The sequence below is a fragment of the Rhodovulum imhoffii genome, assembly GCF_003046545.1.
GTDB classification, from domain to species: Bacteria; Pseudomonadota; Alphaproteobacteria; order Rhodobacterales; family Rhodobacteraceae; genus Rhodovulum; species Rhodovulum imhoffii.
In genome coordinates this window covers 36,768-50,897 of the sequence record NZ_QAAA01000016.1, presented here as the reverse complement: position 1 = coordinate 50,897, position 14,130 = coordinate 36,768, and the positions used below count along the sequence as shown (strand labels likewise).

Below are 14,130 nucleotides of genomic sequence, written 5' to 3'. Positions count from 1 at the left end.
TCAAGGATCTGCGTCGGGAGGCCCGCGATCTGAAGGAGGTCGTGGCCGAGCAGGCCCTCGAATTGCGGCTGCTCAAAAAAAGCATGATCGCGGATGGGGGCGACGACGAATGCGCCACCAACCGGGTGCCGCAATTCAGCTATGACGACACCGTGCCGCCGCTGCCGGCGCCGCCCGCGGCCTCTGCCGAGGATCGTCCCCGACCGCTGCATGTTCCACCCACCTGGACCGTGGCGCGCGGCGGCGAGAGGGCGGGCACACCCATTGGCCGCGTCGAGAACGCCAATGCCGCCGCGCGGGTCGAGCCGCGCCGCGAGGGCTATTACAACGCCATTCAGATCTATCCCTGGTCGGAAGGCGCGCTCTATCAGGTCTATGCCGCCCCTGGTCAGATCACCAATATCGCATTGGAACCGGGCGAGCGCCTGACATGCGCGGGACCGATCGCGGCCGGCGATACGACGCGCTGGATCATTGGCGGTACCGAAAGCGGTTCGGGCGCGAACACACGCGTCCATATCCTTGTCAAACCGACCCGCGATGACATCTCGACCAATCTCGTGATCACCACCGACCGGCGGGTCTATACGATCGAGCTGCGTGCCCGCGAGGCACTCTACATGCCCTCGGTCGCCTGGGCCTATCCGGCACCGCCCGCCGGGCAGCGGCGGTCGGTGACCGCCTCGCCGATCCTTCCCGCACCGTCTGCGCGCAATCATCGCTATGGCTTGCAGATACAAGGGGACAGCCCGCCCTGGCGTCCCGTCTCGGTCTTCGACGATGGGCGCCGCGTCTATGTAGTCTTCCCTGCGGGCATCGCTCAGGGCGAGATGCCGCCGCTCTTCGTCCTGGATGCCGATGGCGAGCCGCAGATCGTGAACAGCCGCATCCACCGCAACGTGCTGATCGTGGATCGCCTCTTCGGTGCGGCGGAACTGCGCCTCGGGTCCGGGAGACGTCAACAGGTCGTGCGGATCGCACGTATGGAGGCAAGGCAGGCAGCTGCCGAGCCGGCAGCCGGAAGGGGAGGCGCGTCATGAGCGAAACCGATACCGCAGCCCCCATGCGCCTGCGCGCCGATCCGCCCCGCGTCACGCGCCTGTCCCGCAGGTTTCTGGCCGGCGTCGGCGCGGTCGCCTTGCTCGGCATCGGCGGGACGCTCATCTACGCGCTCCAGACCCGTGAGGCCGGGCCGGGAGGGGGAGTCTACTCCATCGAAAACCGACCGGCAGCGGACGGGCTCGAAGGGCTTCCCTCCGACTATACCGGCCCCGCCCTGGGGCCGGAACTGCCCGGCGATCTCGACCGACCCATCCTCGACGCGCAGGAGCGGGGGCTGCCGGTGGCGCCACCACCAATCACCGACCCCGCCGTCGATCCTGAGGAGGAACGCCGCCGCGCCGAGGAAGAAGCCGCGCGCTTGAGCAACGTGTTCTTCCAGACCGGCCCGCGCCCCGGATCGGCGCCGGGAACGACCATGCCCAGCCTTGCCGATCTCGGGGGGCAACCAGAGGGAACGGCCGGTCAGAACCGTCATGCCGCCTTTCTGGGTGGCCCGGTGGACCGCCAAACCGTCGCCCCGGATCGTGTCATGCCGCCGGCATCACCTTATATCCTTCAGGCCGGGGCCGTGATCCCGGCCGCGCTCATCACCGGCATCCGCTCCGACCTACCGGGTCAGATCACGGCTCAAGTGACCGAGAACGTCTATGACAGCCCGACCGGCTCGCTGCTCCTGATCCCGCAGGGCACCCGCATCATCGGCCAATATGATGACGGCGTGAGTTTCGGCCAACGCCGCGTGTTGCTGGTGTGGAACCGCCTGATCCTGCCGGGCGGCCGTTCCATCGTCCTTGAGCGCCTGCCCGGCGCGGACGCCAGCGGCTATTCCGATGTTGGAGAGGTTCATTGCGACTGATCGCGGTTTTGCGAAGGGGCGGAGACGGGGAAACTCTGCATAAGCATCGCCATCGGGAGCCTCGTCGGTGAGGGCATGATCAGCGATGCCGGGACGGCCCCAAGGGCCAACCCGTTCAGGATGAAATTTCTGCGTTGCATGGCTGTTTCAGACCAGGCGGACCTGTGTTCCGACGGGGCACAGGCTGTAAAGTTCCTCGATCATCTCGTTGTACAACCCGATGCAGCCGTCCGAAGATTTCCGTCCGATCTTTCGCGTGTCATGGGTGCCGTGAATAAGATAGGCAGGCCAGGACAGGTACAACGCATGTGTCCCGAGCGGATTGTCCGGTCCCGGAGGCATATAGTGCAGGTCCGGATTACGCTCCATCATGGATTGGGTGGGCGTCCAGTCAGGGCCAATGCGCTTCCGCACGATACGTGTGTAGCCGCGTTTGGTGAGTTCTTCGGTCATCGGCACCGATGTGGGGAAGATACGATAATCTGTTCCGTCATGGTTCCAGTAGTGGAGCGCGCGCGACACGGTGTCCGCGACGATCGTCGCCTTGCCCAGACTGTCGAAATGATCGCGCCAGTCCTGCATCTCGAAGCTTGACGTATTCCGGATGGTCGTCCGTGCAAGAGCCAGCGACGGAGCTGCGAGCCCCGCTCCCGTGGCGAGGCCGAGCGCGAGCGCGCGACGACGTGTCAGGAGATGTTTCATCGGGATTTCCTTTTCCTGTCAGTGCGTGTTTCGTGTGGACGCGTGTCACCTGACAGTTGCAGCTTAAGTGACGCTTAAGACTCGGCGCGGGCTTTTGCGATGGCGTTGACCAGGGTCTGACGCCCTTGCGCGCCGCTGTAGAGCGTCTTTTCGATGGCAAAGCCGGGTGTTCCTCGGAAACCAAGCGCAATGGCCTGATAGTCATTGCGGCTCAGCAGGCCATCCCAGGTATCGCGCTCGGCCCTATAGGTTTCGTCGGCCTTGTCCACGTCGATAATTGCTCCAACCGTGGATTCCACGTCTTCGATGCTGAGACGAGCCTCGGTGGCCATGAGTGCCCCGTGTACTTCCTCGTAGGCACCCAACGAAACGGCGCCAAGAGAAAGCTGGGCTGCCCTGACCGAAGGAGCGCCGAACAGCGGCCAGTCTTTCATAATGAGGCGCAGATTTCCGTCCTCGGCCACAAGATCCTTCAACATGGGGTGCATCCGTTTGCAGAAGGGGCACTGATAGTCGAAGTATTCGACCAGCGTGACATCGCCATCAGGGTTGCCCTGCACCGGTGCATCAGGGTCGTCTAGGACGGCATCAACCGTTAGCTTTTGCGCCTGGCCAGTCTGGGGCCAGAAGGCAATGGCACCGGCCCCCATAATCAGGCTGCCGGTACCGGCCATGATCAGGTTGCGTCGTGTTAGGATCATTTTGTGTCTCCTATCTGATGGGTTTCTGAGATGCCGCTGTCGCCCATGCCGGGCGCGGCAGTCTTGATCGCGGCGATCTGCGACGTCAGCGCGGCCCGCGAGATTTCCCCGAAATGCACGTATTGAAGGCTTCCAGAGGCATCGAAGAACAAGGTTGAGGGCAACCCCATTGCGTCGAAGCGGGACATAAGGCTGGAGGTCGGGTCGAGAGAGACATGGCGGTTGCCAAGTTCAAGTGTGTCGAGGAATCTGGTCACCTGCAGGCGCGTTTCGCCCTGGTTGGCAAAGATCAGTTCTGCGCCTTCAACGGTGTTTGCCACGTCCATCATCATCGGCATCTCTCGTCGGCAAGGCGGGCACCAACTGGCCCAGAGGTTCAGAACCAGGGGCGTGCCGTTGCGTCGATCCAGTTGAACGGTGCCGCCGGCCATGGTGGGAAAGCCGGTTTGCGGCAGGTGGGCGGTTTCTCCCGGATTCTTTAGGGCGAGTACACCGAGGCTTGTCATCCAGCCGGCAATGGCCGCCGCAAGCATGGGCGCCATGGCCGCCCGTCGGCGCAAAAGCGCCACGGCGGCGACGGCGGCCAGGCCGAAGAAGCCAGCGCCGACCGATACGCCGCCTTGCCAAAGCTTCAGGATATCAAGCGGATGTTGAGAGAACACATCCCATTCTTGCACGACGTATCCCGCACGGGCGGCCAGCAGCCATGAGACCGCCGCTGGAAACGCCCAACTGCGCAGTTGTTCCGCGGTCTCGGGGCTGCGCCGGATTGTCGCCAGATGAAACACCGCGAAAAAGACCAGCGCAGCGATCAAGAAGGCGAAACGCTCTGTTGCGAAGACGAAGGGGCCGAGTTCGATGGCATTCATCTTGTCACCATGCGCAACGAGCGCAGCATTTCCTCACGCCCGGTGTCGCCGACGATCCGGCTGCCGGGGGCTTCGGCGCGGTCTGCATCGAAGAAAACCATGGTCGGAGGGCCCGCTGCGCCAAGTTGATCAAGCAGCGCCTGGCTTTCCGGGCCAAAATCGGTGACGTCAACCTTAAACAGCGTGAGTTCATCGAGCGCGCCACGCACCTCGGCGTCAGCCATTGGGCCGCGTTCGATGCTTCGGCATGTGGTACACCAGTCTGCAGTGACGTATGCCAGAGCAGGCTTGTCGGTATCTGCGAGGGCAGAGTGCAAAGCTTCGGTCGTAAGAATTTCGGCAAACCCGCCATCGGTCTCGGCCGGGGCGACCGCCCGTCCGGCAAAGGGAGCCAGCGGGCGCAGGGGATCGTTTGCACCGACCGCTGCGCCGATCCCCTGAAGAGAACCGGCGAAAAGGATAATCACGCCGACCGCGCGACCCAGACGTCCCGCCATTCCTTCCGATGTTATCTGTGTCAACATAACACCGAGGCCGATCAGCAGGACAGCCCATAGCGCCAGCGTCAACGGACCTGGCAGGACACGCGCGGCGAGCCAGATTGCGAAACCGAGGAAGAGTACACCAAAGAGCGTTTTGGCGGATTCCATCCACGGCCCCGATTTAGGCAGAACGCGGGGGCCGAAGGCTCCGATTGCAAGAAGCGGGACGCCCTGACCAAGGCCAAGCGCGAAGAGGGCCCAGGCGCCCAGGGCCACGTCACCGGTCTGCGCGATGTAAAGCAAAGCGCCCGCCAGAGGTGCAGTCACGCAGGGACCTACGATGAGGGCGGAGGTGAATACCAGCCGGTACGCCCGCTTTTCTGTACACGCTGCGCCATATCGGGCACATCGAACCGCAGATTGAGCTTCCAGCAGGGTTGCCGGCCCTGCGAGACCTGAAGCAGCGCGCCCCCCAGCCGAAAAATATCCCCGACTGCCACGGTGGTTTCGGTCAAGCCGGTGGAGGACAGGTTTTCGCCGAACGCACCGGGTGGCGTGAGGGGCGCCAAATCGCCCAATTCCTTGCGCCATGTTGCGTAATGCTCGAAGGGATAGTGGTGCACAGCCTTCTCGACCCCGCCATGCACCCGCCGGTCGGCCTGCTCATCGCCCTCAAAGCCCTCGAGACCAAGAGCCAGCGGGCGGGTCACTGGCGTCTTGTCGATGCCGCTATGTGCATCGCCGCCGGGCAGGGGGGCAATTGAACCAGTCAGCAGGACAATCGGAGAAGGGTGCATCGGGACCTCTTGTGCTTTTCGCCTCATTGGCAAATTACTGGTCTAGGTAAAAGTGCCAGTATTAAAGAGACAGATAGGCCGGTTTGATAGGATGCGCGCGCTACTCGCCCTTGAACTTGAGCCGGGTCATGGGGGTCCGCTCTTCCTTGCGATTGCTGAGGCGATCGCCGGTGACATCATGCGCGGGCGGTTGCGGCCCGGTGTCCGACTCCCTGGCACCCGTGCGCTGGCGCAAGAGCTTGGCGTGCATCGCAATACGGTGGATTCTGCCTATCAGGAGTTGATTACGCAGGGCTGGCTTCGGGCCGAACCAGCACGGGGCACCTTCGTCGCGCAGGATCTGCCGCAAGGGTTGATGGCGCGAACGGTGCGTCCTGCGCCCGTAGAGCCGGTCGTGCCACCGCCGGTGTTGACCTTCTCCGAGGGCGCTCCCGATCCCAAGCTGGTGCCTGCCAAGGCGCTTGCGAGGGCCTTTGGCCGAGCACTTATGTCACCGGCATTTCGAGCCGGTGCTGATTACGGTGACCCGCGCGGCATGCTATCGCTACGCCAGACGTTGACCACCTATCTTGGGTCTGACCGTGGCGTCGTTACCGATCCGGCGCGGTTAGTGATCACGAGAGGCAGCCAGATGGCGCTGTTCCTCGCGGCAAAGGCGGCGCTCTCTCCTGGTGAGGTTATCGCCGTAGAGAACCCTGGCTATCCACTCGCTTGGGGTGCATTCCGTGCGGCCGGCGCCGTATTGCGCGGGGTGGCTGTCGATGCAGGTGGGTTGAACATAGACGCGCTGGAGGCTGCACTATCCTGCGACCCGCGCATCCGGGCCGTTTATGTGACGCCACATCACCAGTACCCGACGACAGTGACCATGGGGGCGGCACGGCGGCTTCAATTACTGGAGCTGATGAAGCGTCATGGCCTCACGCTGATCGAGGATGACTATGACCACGAATACCGTTTCGAAGGCCGCCCGGTGCTGCCGCTTGCCGCCCGCGCACCGGTGGATCTACCGCTGATCTATGTTGGTTCGCTGTCCAAGCTACTCTCTCCCGGTATCCGGATAGGTTATGCCTTGGCACCGGAGCCTCTACTCTCCCGGATGGCCGAGGCGCGGGCTGCCATCGATCGGCAAGGTGATGCGCCGCTGGAGGCAGCGTTGGCGGAACTCATCCGCGATGGCGACCTCGGGCGCCATGCCCGCAAGGCGCGCAGGGTCTATCGCGCCCGCCGTGACCTGCTGGTGGAGATGTTGTCGGCGCATCTGGGTGACCGGGTCTCCTTTGATCTGCCTGCAGGGGGGCTCGCGCTCTGGCTGCGTTGCGAAGGGGTGTCGGCTGAAGTCTGGGCCAAGCGTGCGGAACAGGCAGGGCTAGCCCTCTTGCCCGGTACGCGCTTTGCCTTTGACCTCTCGGAGACGCAGGCCTTTCGGCTGGGTTATGGGGCTCTGGAAGAGGGACAAATCGCCAGGGCGGTGACAATCCTCGCCCGAAGCTGGCCGGGCTGAGCTACTACGCTGCGATCTGCGCAACTCGACAAAGGCACTACGCATTCCGAGGCGCGCCAAAGAGATTCGATTAGTTCTGACAGGGGGGCATTGTCGAACGACGCGGGAACCAGAATGTCCCCGCGATACAACAGCGGGCTGGGATCAGAACTCGTACGTTCTCATATGCTGCGCGCTCGAGTGTTCCAGATGCGCATCAGCACGGCTTCCAGGGAGGGCGCCCAGCTTAGTCAGATTTCTCTGCCATCGCCCGTGTCGTGGCGATCTAACGCATTCTTCTAGCGAGGCGACGGTGTTGTGGGTGTGTAGAGCGCGCGCCTGACCAGGAGAAGACGCCGCGCCAGAAATTGTTCCATGAGACGTCAATTGCCGCCTCTCATCACTTAAGCATATGGGCCTGAACTGGTGCGAAACGCTCTGGGGTCAAACGGTGTCAATGGTTATCTGGAAGCCCGGCCAGTCTGCATACTTGTCACCAGTTTCGCGGATGTGGGTGTAGCGTTTCAGACTGACCCAGGAACTGTGCCCGCTTACGGCCGCAACGTGGGGAATATTCCAACCCATCTCGAACAGACGTGAGATGCCTTCATGGCGCAGGTCATGAAAGTGGAGATCTTCAATTCCAAGGAGCTTGCAGGCGCGGGTAAAGTTGGCTGTTATTGCATCAGGAGAGTAAGGAAAAATCTCTGACTTGCGCCTAGGCATGCTATCTATGATCCGAATGGCTTCCATCGGAAGGTCGACCCATTTATCGTTACCATGCTTTTCGCCCGGGTGCTTCATGTCACGAACCAGCACCCGATTGTACTCTTTCTGAAAACCGTCCCATGTGAGCCTTGTGATCTCCGCTTGTCGACGTGTCGAGAAGAGCGCGAACATGATAACCTTGTGCATGGGAAGAGCTTGAGGCGTTCTTTTGCGGCGTTCGATGAAGTGCGCGAGCAGGCGGCTGAGTTCATCCAGAGTAGGTCTGCGATTCCGCTGCGCTGAACGCGCTATAATACCCATACGGCGCGCCACCGTGATTGCGTCTCTCATCTCCCGGTCGTCCAGCCGGAAGTCCCACATTGGTCGTGCAATGGCGAATATGGAGGCAAGGTGGCTCGCATAGTTCCCGACGGTTTGAGGTTGTCCGGGCAGAGACTGAAGGAACTCAATGATGTCCTTCGACTTGATGGTGGAGCACGGCAGATCGGCGATAGGGTGGGTTTTGATGGCCCTGAGGACCTGTGCTTTCGTGCGGCCGATCTCCTTCACGGATTCTTCGGTGTAGCGCTCGATCGCTTTGGATAGCGGAGGGTCGGACGCGTTCAGTTTCTCCAACGCCCCAGGTTTGGCAAGCTCTTTCTCGCGCTTCTTTATCCATGCTGTTGCGGCGGGGCGTCTGTCAAAGGTCTTTGTCTCATGATAGGAAGTTCCATCACGCATCACCCGCACGCGTGCAAGGTAGCTGCTGCTGCCATCCTTTCGTTTGCGTGTACTGATTGATCCCGCGACGACCTCCTGATTTGGTACATGGGAATCCTATTTGGTACATTGTGCCAAGTCCAGCGTCGGAAACGGCGTATTTGGTACAGAACGAGCTGGAATGAGACGAAGATGAGATTTTGGTAAGTGACTGAAAAAAATAAAAAACAAGAATTATCAACCGCCTCCCGCCTGTCGATTGCACCCATGATGGATTGGACGGATCGCCATTGCAGGTATTTCCACCGGCTGATGTCCCGGCATGTTCTTCTTTATACGGAGATGGTCACCGCACCTGCGCTGGTGCGCGGGGGGGCTGGGTATTTGCTGACATTCGATCCGGCGGAGCATCCGGTCGCGGTACAGCTTGGCGGATCCGACCCGAAGGAACTGGGGCGCGCCGCGCGGATGTGCTGCGCGGAAGGCTACGATGAGGTGAACCTGAATGTCGGTTGCCCGTCCGACAGGGTACAGTCCGGAACTTTCGGGGCGGTTCTGATGCGCCAGCCGGAACTTGTTGCAGACTGCGTGGATGCCATGATCGCGGCATCCTCGGCGGAGGTCACGGTGAAGTGCCGCATTGGCGTGGACGATCAGACCCCGCAGGAGGTCTTGCCCGCGTTTCTCGAAACTGTCGCCAAAGCCGGTGTGCGCCGGTTCACGATCCATGCGCGCAAGGCGTGGTTGCAGGGGCTTTCCCCGAAGGAAAACCGGGACGTTCCGCCGCTCGACTACGATCTCGTGCTTGCCATGAAACGCGCCTTCCCGCAGCTTCATCTGTCGATCAACGGCGGTATCGCATCGCTGGAGCAAGCGAAGGCGTTGCTGGAGGCGGGGATGGATGGCGTGATGATCGGGCGCGCGGCCTATCATCGACCCGCGGACATTTTGCTCAGGGCGGATGCGGAAATCTTTGCCCGGCCCGGTGCCAGGACCGCCCGGCAGGTGGTGGCAGAGATGAAACCCTATATCGCCCGCCATCTGGCCGACGGGGGGCGCCTGCACAATGTGACCCGCCACATGCTGGGGCTGTTCTCCGGACAACCCGGAGCACGCAAGTGGCGGCGGGTTCTTTCCGAGGGGGCGACACGCCCGGGCGCCGGCCTCGAACTCCTGGATGCTGCACTGGATCAGATACCTGCGGCGGCCTGAAGGTACTGGCCCCCTTGGCGTGGCTGCGCTATGGCTGCCAGAAACTGACGGAGCCTTCGATGCCCGAGACCGCACTACTTTTGCAACTTACGGCCCTTCTCATGTCGATTGGCGCTTTCGCCGGCATTCTGGCGGGGCTTCTTGGCGTGGGGGGCGGCATCGTTCTGGTCGCGGCTTTCTTCTACAGCTTTGGCGCGTTGGGATATGACAGCCCGTCTCTGATGCAGATCTGCCTTGCGACATCTCTGGCCACGATTGTCGTCACCTCTGTGCGGTCGGTTCTCAGCCACAACAGGAAAGGTGCTGTGGACTGGGCGGTTCTGCGGGGTTGGGCGCCGGGGATCGGGGCCGGAGCGATGATCGGGGTGGTTGTGGCCTCGATGCTGGATTCGGTCGTATTGCAGGGCATCTTTGGCGTGCTTGGCGCAATGGTCGGGCTTTACATGGCCTTCGGTCGCGATGGCTGGCGGCTGGGTGCGGTCATGCCCACCGGGCTTCGGCGGGCACTGATTTCTCCGGGTATCGGGTTTCTGTCGGTGCTGATGGGAATCGGAGGCGGGTCGTTCGGGGTGCCGTTGATGTCACTTTACGGCAAACCCATCCATCAGGCGGTGGCGACGGCGTCGGGTTTCGGTGTTCTGATCGCGTTGCCTTCGGTTTTGGGGTTCTTGCTCGTGCAGATCCCGCCGGAGGTTCGTCCACCGCTGACCATGGGGGCGGTGAACCTGCCGGCTTTTGCGATCGTCATCGCCATGACGCTGCTGACCACGCCCCTGGGTGTGCGGATGGCACATGCGATGGACCCGAAACCGCTCAAACGCGTCTTCGCGCTCTTCTTGGTTCTGGTGGCGCTGAACATGCTGCGCAAGGCGGTGGGGGGCTAGGCGTTTGCAATCCGGACCGCGCGGGCAGGCAGGGTTGCCATGATATCGGCGCGTTCGGCGTTGCTCAGGCGTGACCACGCGGCGATTTCGTCGATGGAGCGGTAGCAGCCTTCGCACAGCCGGCTTTCCCGGTCGATTTTACAGATGTCGATACAGGGGGTCAGGGGGGCGGTCATTTCGGGCCTTCCAGATGGCGCATTCGGTCCAGAACCCCCTGAAGGATATATCCGGCGGCGACGTGGTCAATGACCTCTGCCCGCCGACGGCGGGAGGTGTCGGCCTCCAGCAGGGCGCGTTCGGCGGCGACGGTGGAAAGTCGCTCATCCCAGAAGGTGATGGGCAACTCCGTCAGACGGGACAGGTTGCGGGCAAACGCCCGGGTGGACTGGCAGCGCGTTCCCTCGGTGCCATCCATATTGCGCGGCAGGCCCAGGACCAGCCCGCCCGCCATGCGCCCGCCGGCGATTTGCAGCACCGCCTGCGCATCCTGTGTGAATTTCGTGCGGCGGATGGTTTTCAGGGGGGAGGCCACCGTCCAGAACGTATCCGACGCTGCGACGCCGATGGTTTTGGTGCCGAGGTCCAGGCCCAGAAGCGGGCGGGTCCGGGGCAGGGCGGCGGCGAATTCCGCGATGTCTCCGAAAACGCTCATTCAAGAAGACCGGCGGCGCGGGCGGCGTTGCGCAGCGTTTCCATCGCCTCGGGGCTGGCGGAGAAGACCTGCTGCGCCTCCATCCAGATGCCGTTGGCGCGCGCGGTATCGTTCAGGGTCCCCAGTGCGCGGATCAGTTGTGCCCATTCCTGCGGGGTGCCCCCCTGGGTCGCAAGCCGGTCCGACAGGCTGGCAACCATGCCTGCGATCATCTGCTGGCGCTGCTCGGGGGTCATGTCCCCGGCGTTCTCGATATCCGCCGCGCTGGGGCCGCGCAGCGTGGGTTCGGGCGGGAGGGTATAGTTTACGCCAGCGCGCAGGGCGAGATCCTCGATCTGACCGCGGATCGGGCGCACCCACGGATCATCCGGTCCGGAGTTCTGCAAGAGTTGCCGCCAGACGCGGAAGGTGACGTCGGGCCGCCCTGTCTGGGCATGCATAAGGCCCCAGTAATAAAGCGCCGTGCCGTTGTTCGGGTTGCGGTTGAGCGCGTTTGACAACGCCCCTTCCGCCTCGGGAGAAACATAACCCCCGGCTGCCAGTACCATCATGTCCGCCAGGGTGGCGTAATCCATTGCCGTGGCCTCATCCCCCTTGAGCGCGATCACGCGGGCCTGCGCCGCATGGGCGCGGGCGAAATGACCCAGTGCGGCCTCGTTGCGGGCCAGCAACTCGAAGCCGCGCTGATCCTGCGGGCGCTCTGCCACGATGGCACGCAGGCGTTCCAGCATCTCGACATGCTTGGGGTCGGGCCGTTCGGGGGCGGGGGCGGGATCGTTTTCGGCTTCTGCCTCGGTTTGCGAGGGGCGGGAGGCACGCATTTCCTTCGCCATCTCGATGCGCTTGGCCAGTGGCAGGTCCGGGTAGCCCGGCGCGCCCTGATGGGTATAGCCCCAGTAACCGACACCCAAAATCGTAGCCACAACCACGCCCACCGCGCCCAGCGTCAGCGCGGCAGGAGCATCCTGTGAGATTTTTTGCGTTTTCAGGGCGCGGTCGGCTTCCAGAACCCGGCGCGAAACCTCCACCCGCGTACGCTGGGCCTCGTCCCCGGCAATGACACCGCGGGCGAGGTCTTTCTCTATCTCGCGCAACTGTTCGCGATAAACCCGGAGGTCATAGGCTGCCGCTGGCTGTGCCGGCATCCGTCCGCCCCGCAGCAGTGCCAGCACCACGAGCACGGCCACCAGTACCGCAAGCCCCATTGCAACAGCCCAGAACACCATTTTCCGCCCTCTTTCATGCCTTGCCCGTCGATTTATTACGCCAGAGCCTCCGGCGAAAGGGCAAAGCCCGCTTTTCCCTTGCGGCGAGGCGGGTATGTCGCGTTCCCTTTGTGATATGCCGCTGTCGGTCATGGGGGCGTTCCGGTCGCGGCGCATGAATCGGGAAAGCCCGTCAGAGAAGGGGATTCGCCGTGCCGACGAAAAGATACTCGGCCTTTGCCATCGCGCGGGAGGCGTTGCGCCATCACGCCGGATGGGCGCGGGCGTGGGGCAATCCGGTACCGAAGTCTCACTATGATGTGATTGTTGTCGGGGGCGGCGGGCATGGGTTGGCGACCGCCTATTACCTGGGCCGGACCTTCGGCATCGGCAATGTCGCGGTGCTGGAAAAGGGCTGGCTGGGGGGGGGCAATACCGGGCGAAACACCACGATCATCCGGTCGAACTATTTGCAGGATCCTTCGGCCGCGATCTACGAGAAAGCGCGGACGCTTTATGAGACTCTCAGCCAGGAGTTGAACATGAATGTCATGTTCAGCCCCCGCGGTGTGATGATGCTGGCCCAGACCGAACACGAACTGCGCGGCTATATCCGCACCGCCCAGGCCAACGCCCTGCAAGGGGTGGAAACGAAAATGATCCCGCCCGAGCGGGTACGGCAACTGTGCCCGATCCTGAATACCGACGGCCCGCGCTACCCGGTTCTGGGGGCGCTCTGGCAGCCGCGCGCGGGGACGGCGCGCCATGACGCCGTGGCCTGGGGCTATGCGCGGGGCTGTAGCGGGATGGGGATCGACATTCTCCAGAATTGCGAGGTCACCGCGATCCGGCAAAAGGGCGGGCAGGTCACCGGTGTGGAGACCTCGCGCGGCGCGATCACATGCAAAAAGCTGGCGATCGTGGTGGCCGGCCATTCCGGTGTGCTGGCCCGGATGGCGGGGTTCCGTCTGCCGGTGGAATCGGTCGCCCTTCAGGCGATGGTCAGCGAGCCGGTCAAACCCTGCATGAATGTCGTGGTGATGGCCAACACCGTGCACGGCTACATGAGCCAGTCCGACAAGGGAGAGATGGTGATCGGTGGCGGGGCGGATGGGTTCAACAACTACACTCAGCGCGGCAGCTTCCACCATATCGAGGAAACCGTGCGTGCGCTGTGCGAAACTTTTCCGATCATCAGCCGTCTCAAGATGCTGCGCCAGTGGGGCGGTATTGTGGACATGACCGGGGACCGGTCGCCGATCATTTCGAAAACGCCCCTTGGGGGCTGTTTCGTCAATTGCGGCTGGGGGACAGGCGGATTCAAGTCGATCCCCGGTTCCGGCTGGGCCATGGCGCAGATGATTGCCCGTGGAGAACCGGGGCCCCTTGCCGCGGAGTTCGGGCTGGAACGTTTCCGGGAGGGGCGCTTCGTCGACGAAAGCGTGGCCGCGGGGGTGGCCCATTGATACGGACGCCTGGGATATCCACATTTAGGCACGGCATGGGGTCCAGTGTCGCAGCAGGGCCCCTGGCACGTTTCGTCGTCTTGACCCGGGATGCCTATCGCCTAAGTTGCCGCAAGCCAAGTGTGGAGATTTGCAAATGTCTGAACAGGATTCGACCGAATTCGAGCTTCTGCCGAAGAATGCCCCCATCTATCTGGGTCTGGCCTTCGGGCTGCTGGTTCCGCTGCTGCTGGGCCTCTTTGGCGGTGTACTTTACAGCGGCCATGGCGTCGGGTCTGATCCGGCCAGCAGTGTGGCTGTCTACCCGCAGCCGGAGTAACGGCGCCTTTCC

15 protein-coding genes and 2 pseudogenes are annotated in these 14,130 nt (G+C 62.8%); 8 read left to right on the top strand and 9 right to left on the bottom strand.

Features of this window, described 5'->3' with window-relative positions:
• Positions 1 to 83 precede the first annotated feature (83 nt).
• The 3 genes and pseudogenes from trbG to C8N32_RS15550 all read left to right on the top strand — a co-directional run bounded on the left by trbG (position 84) and on the right by C8N32_RS15550 (position 1,961).
• Positions 84 to 1,040, top strand: a complete 957-nt coding sequence (gene trbG, locus C8N32_RS11780; protein ID WP_107893184.1) for a P-type conjugative transfer protein TrbG — start codon at positions 84 to 86, stop codon at positions 1,038 to 1,040.
• Positions 1,037 to 1,891 (top strand): annotated as a pseudogene (locus C8N32_RS11775) (TraB/TrbI/VirB10 family type IV secretion system protein); the annotation flags it as partial. The gene trbG and the pseudogene C8N32_RS11775, both read left to right, overlap by 4 nt.
• 1 nt (position 1,892) lies before the next feature.
• Positions 1,893 to 1,961 (top strand): DUF2274 domain-containing protein, encoded by a 69-nt coding sequence (locus C8N32_RS15550; RefSeq protein ID WP_420853807.1) that lies wholly within the window; start codon positions 1,893 to 1,895, stop codon positions 1,959 to 1,961.
• Between the two features lie 104 nt (positions 1,962 to 2,065).
• Here C8N32_RS15550 and C8N32_RS11765 read toward each other — a convergent pair whose 3' ends face one another.
• The 5 genes and pseudogenes from C8N32_RS11765 to C8N32_RS11745 all read right to left on the bottom strand — a co-directional run.
• Entirely contained in the window at positions 2,066 to 2,620 is a 555-nt protein-coding gene (locus C8N32_RS11765; RefSeq protein ID WP_107893182.1) for a L,D-transpeptidase, read from the bottom strand.
• Positions 2,621 to 2,694: 74 nt separating this feature from the next.
• Positions 2,695 to 3,321: a DsbA family protein gene (locus C8N32_RS11760; RefSeq protein ID WP_107893181.1), complete on the bottom strand. Its 627-nt coding sequence runs from the start codon at positions 3,319 to 3,321 to the stop codon at positions 2,695 to 2,697.
• A complete protein-coding gene (locus C8N32_RS11755) occupies positions 3,318 to 4,190 on the bottom strand; it encodes a TlpA disulfide reductase family protein (RefSeq protein ID WP_107893180.1) in 873 nt (290 codons plus the stop codon). The genes C8N32_RS11760 and C8N32_RS11755 overlap by 4 nt, the downstream gene beginning before the upstream one ends.
• A complete protein-coding gene (locus C8N32_RS11750) occupies positions 4,187 to 4,999 on the bottom strand; it encodes a cytochrome c biogenesis protein CcdA (RefSeq protein ID WP_244905919.1) in 813 nt (270 codons plus the stop codon). Before C8N32_RS11750 ends, C8N32_RS11755 begins: the two co-directional genes overlap by 4 nt.
• Before the next feature lie 29 nt (positions 5,000 to 5,028).
• Positions 5,029 to 5,469 (bottom strand): annotated as a pseudogene (locus C8N32_RS11745) (MOSC domain-containing protein); the annotation flags it as partial.
• Positions 5,470 to 5,560: 91 nt separating this feature from the next.
• Here C8N32_RS11745 and pdxR point away from each other — a divergent pair.
• On the top strand, positions 5,561 to 6,973 hold the full coding sequence (gene pdxR / locus C8N32_RS11740; protein ID WP_107893179.1) for a MocR-like pyridoxine biosynthesis transcription factor PdxR: 1,413 nt from the start codon (positions 5,561 to 5,563) through the stop codon (positions 6,971 to 6,973).
• Positions 6,974 to 7,396: 423 nt separating this feature from the next.
• Here pdxR and C8N32_RS11735 read toward each other — a convergent pair whose 3' ends face one another.
• A complete protein-coding gene (locus C8N32_RS11735; RefSeq protein ID WP_201132386.1) occupies positions 7,397 to 8,401 on the bottom strand; it encodes a site-specific integrase in 1,005 nt (334 codons plus the stop codon).
• Between the two features lie 246 nt (positions 8,402 to 8,647).
• Here C8N32_RS11735 and dusA point away from each other — a divergent pair, with 246 nt between their 5' ends.
• Together dusA and C8N32_RS11725 are read left to right on the top strand one after the other, a co-directional pair.
• Positions 8,648 to 9,592, top strand: coding sequence for a tRNA dihydrouridine(20/20a) synthase DusA (gene dusA / locus C8N32_RS11730; protein ID WP_242509528.1), 945 nt, complete (start codon positions 8,648 to 8,650; stop codon positions 9,590 to 9,592).
• A 59-nt stretch (positions 9,593 to 9,651) separates the two neighbouring features.
• Positions 9,652 to 10,476 carry a sulfite exporter TauE/SafE family protein gene (locus tag C8N32_RS11725; RefSeq protein ID WP_107893188.1) on the top strand — a complete coding sequence of 275 codons (825 nt, stop codon included), beginning with the start codon at positions 9,652 to 9,654 and terminating at the stop codon, positions 10,474 to 10,476.
• Here C8N32_RS11725 and C8N32_RS11720 read toward each other — a convergent pair.
• From C8N32_RS11720 to ccmI, 3 genes are read right to left on the bottom strand one after another with little or no spacing between them, the layout of a single operon-like run.
• A complete protein-coding gene (locus C8N32_RS11720) occupies positions 10,473 to 10,652 on the bottom strand; it encodes a DUF1289 domain-containing protein (RefSeq protein WP_107893176.1) in 180 nt (59 codons plus the stop codon). The two genes, C8N32_RS11725 and C8N32_RS11720, sit on opposite strands and share 4 nt — an antisense overlap.
• Positions 10,649 to 11,128, bottom strand: a complete 480-nt coding sequence (gene ruvX, locus C8N32_RS11715; protein ID WP_107893175.1) for a Holliday junction resolvase RuvX — start codon at positions 11,126 to 11,128, stop codon at positions 10,649 to 10,651. The genes C8N32_RS11720 and ruvX overlap by 4 nt, the downstream gene beginning before the upstream one ends.
• Positions 11,125 to 12,354 carry a c-type cytochrome biogenesis protein CcmI gene (ccmI, locus tag C8N32_RS11710; protein WP_107893174.1) on the bottom strand — a complete coding sequence of 410 codons (1,230 nt, stop codon included), beginning with the start codon at positions 12,352 to 12,354 and terminating at the stop codon, positions 11,125 to 11,127. Before ccmI ends, ruvX begins: the two co-directional genes overlap by 4 nt.
• Positions 12,355 to 12,545: 191 nt before the next feature.
• On the opposite strand from ccmI, the gene C8N32_RS11705 reads away from it, so the two are divergent.
• Positions 12,546 to 13,799, top strand: a complete 1,254-nt coding sequence (locus tag C8N32_RS11705) for a sarcosine oxidase subunit beta family protein (RefSeq protein WP_107893173.1) — start codon at positions 12,546 to 12,548, stop codon at positions 13,797 to 13,799.
• 136 nt (positions 13,800 to 13,935) lie between these two features.
• Positions 13,936 to 14,118 (top strand): hypothetical protein, encoded by a 183-nt coding sequence (locus tag C8N32_RS11700; protein WP_107893172.1) that lies wholly within the window; start codon positions 13,936 to 13,938, stop codon positions 14,116 to 14,118.
• Positions 14,119 to 14,130 lie beyond the last annotated feature (12 nt).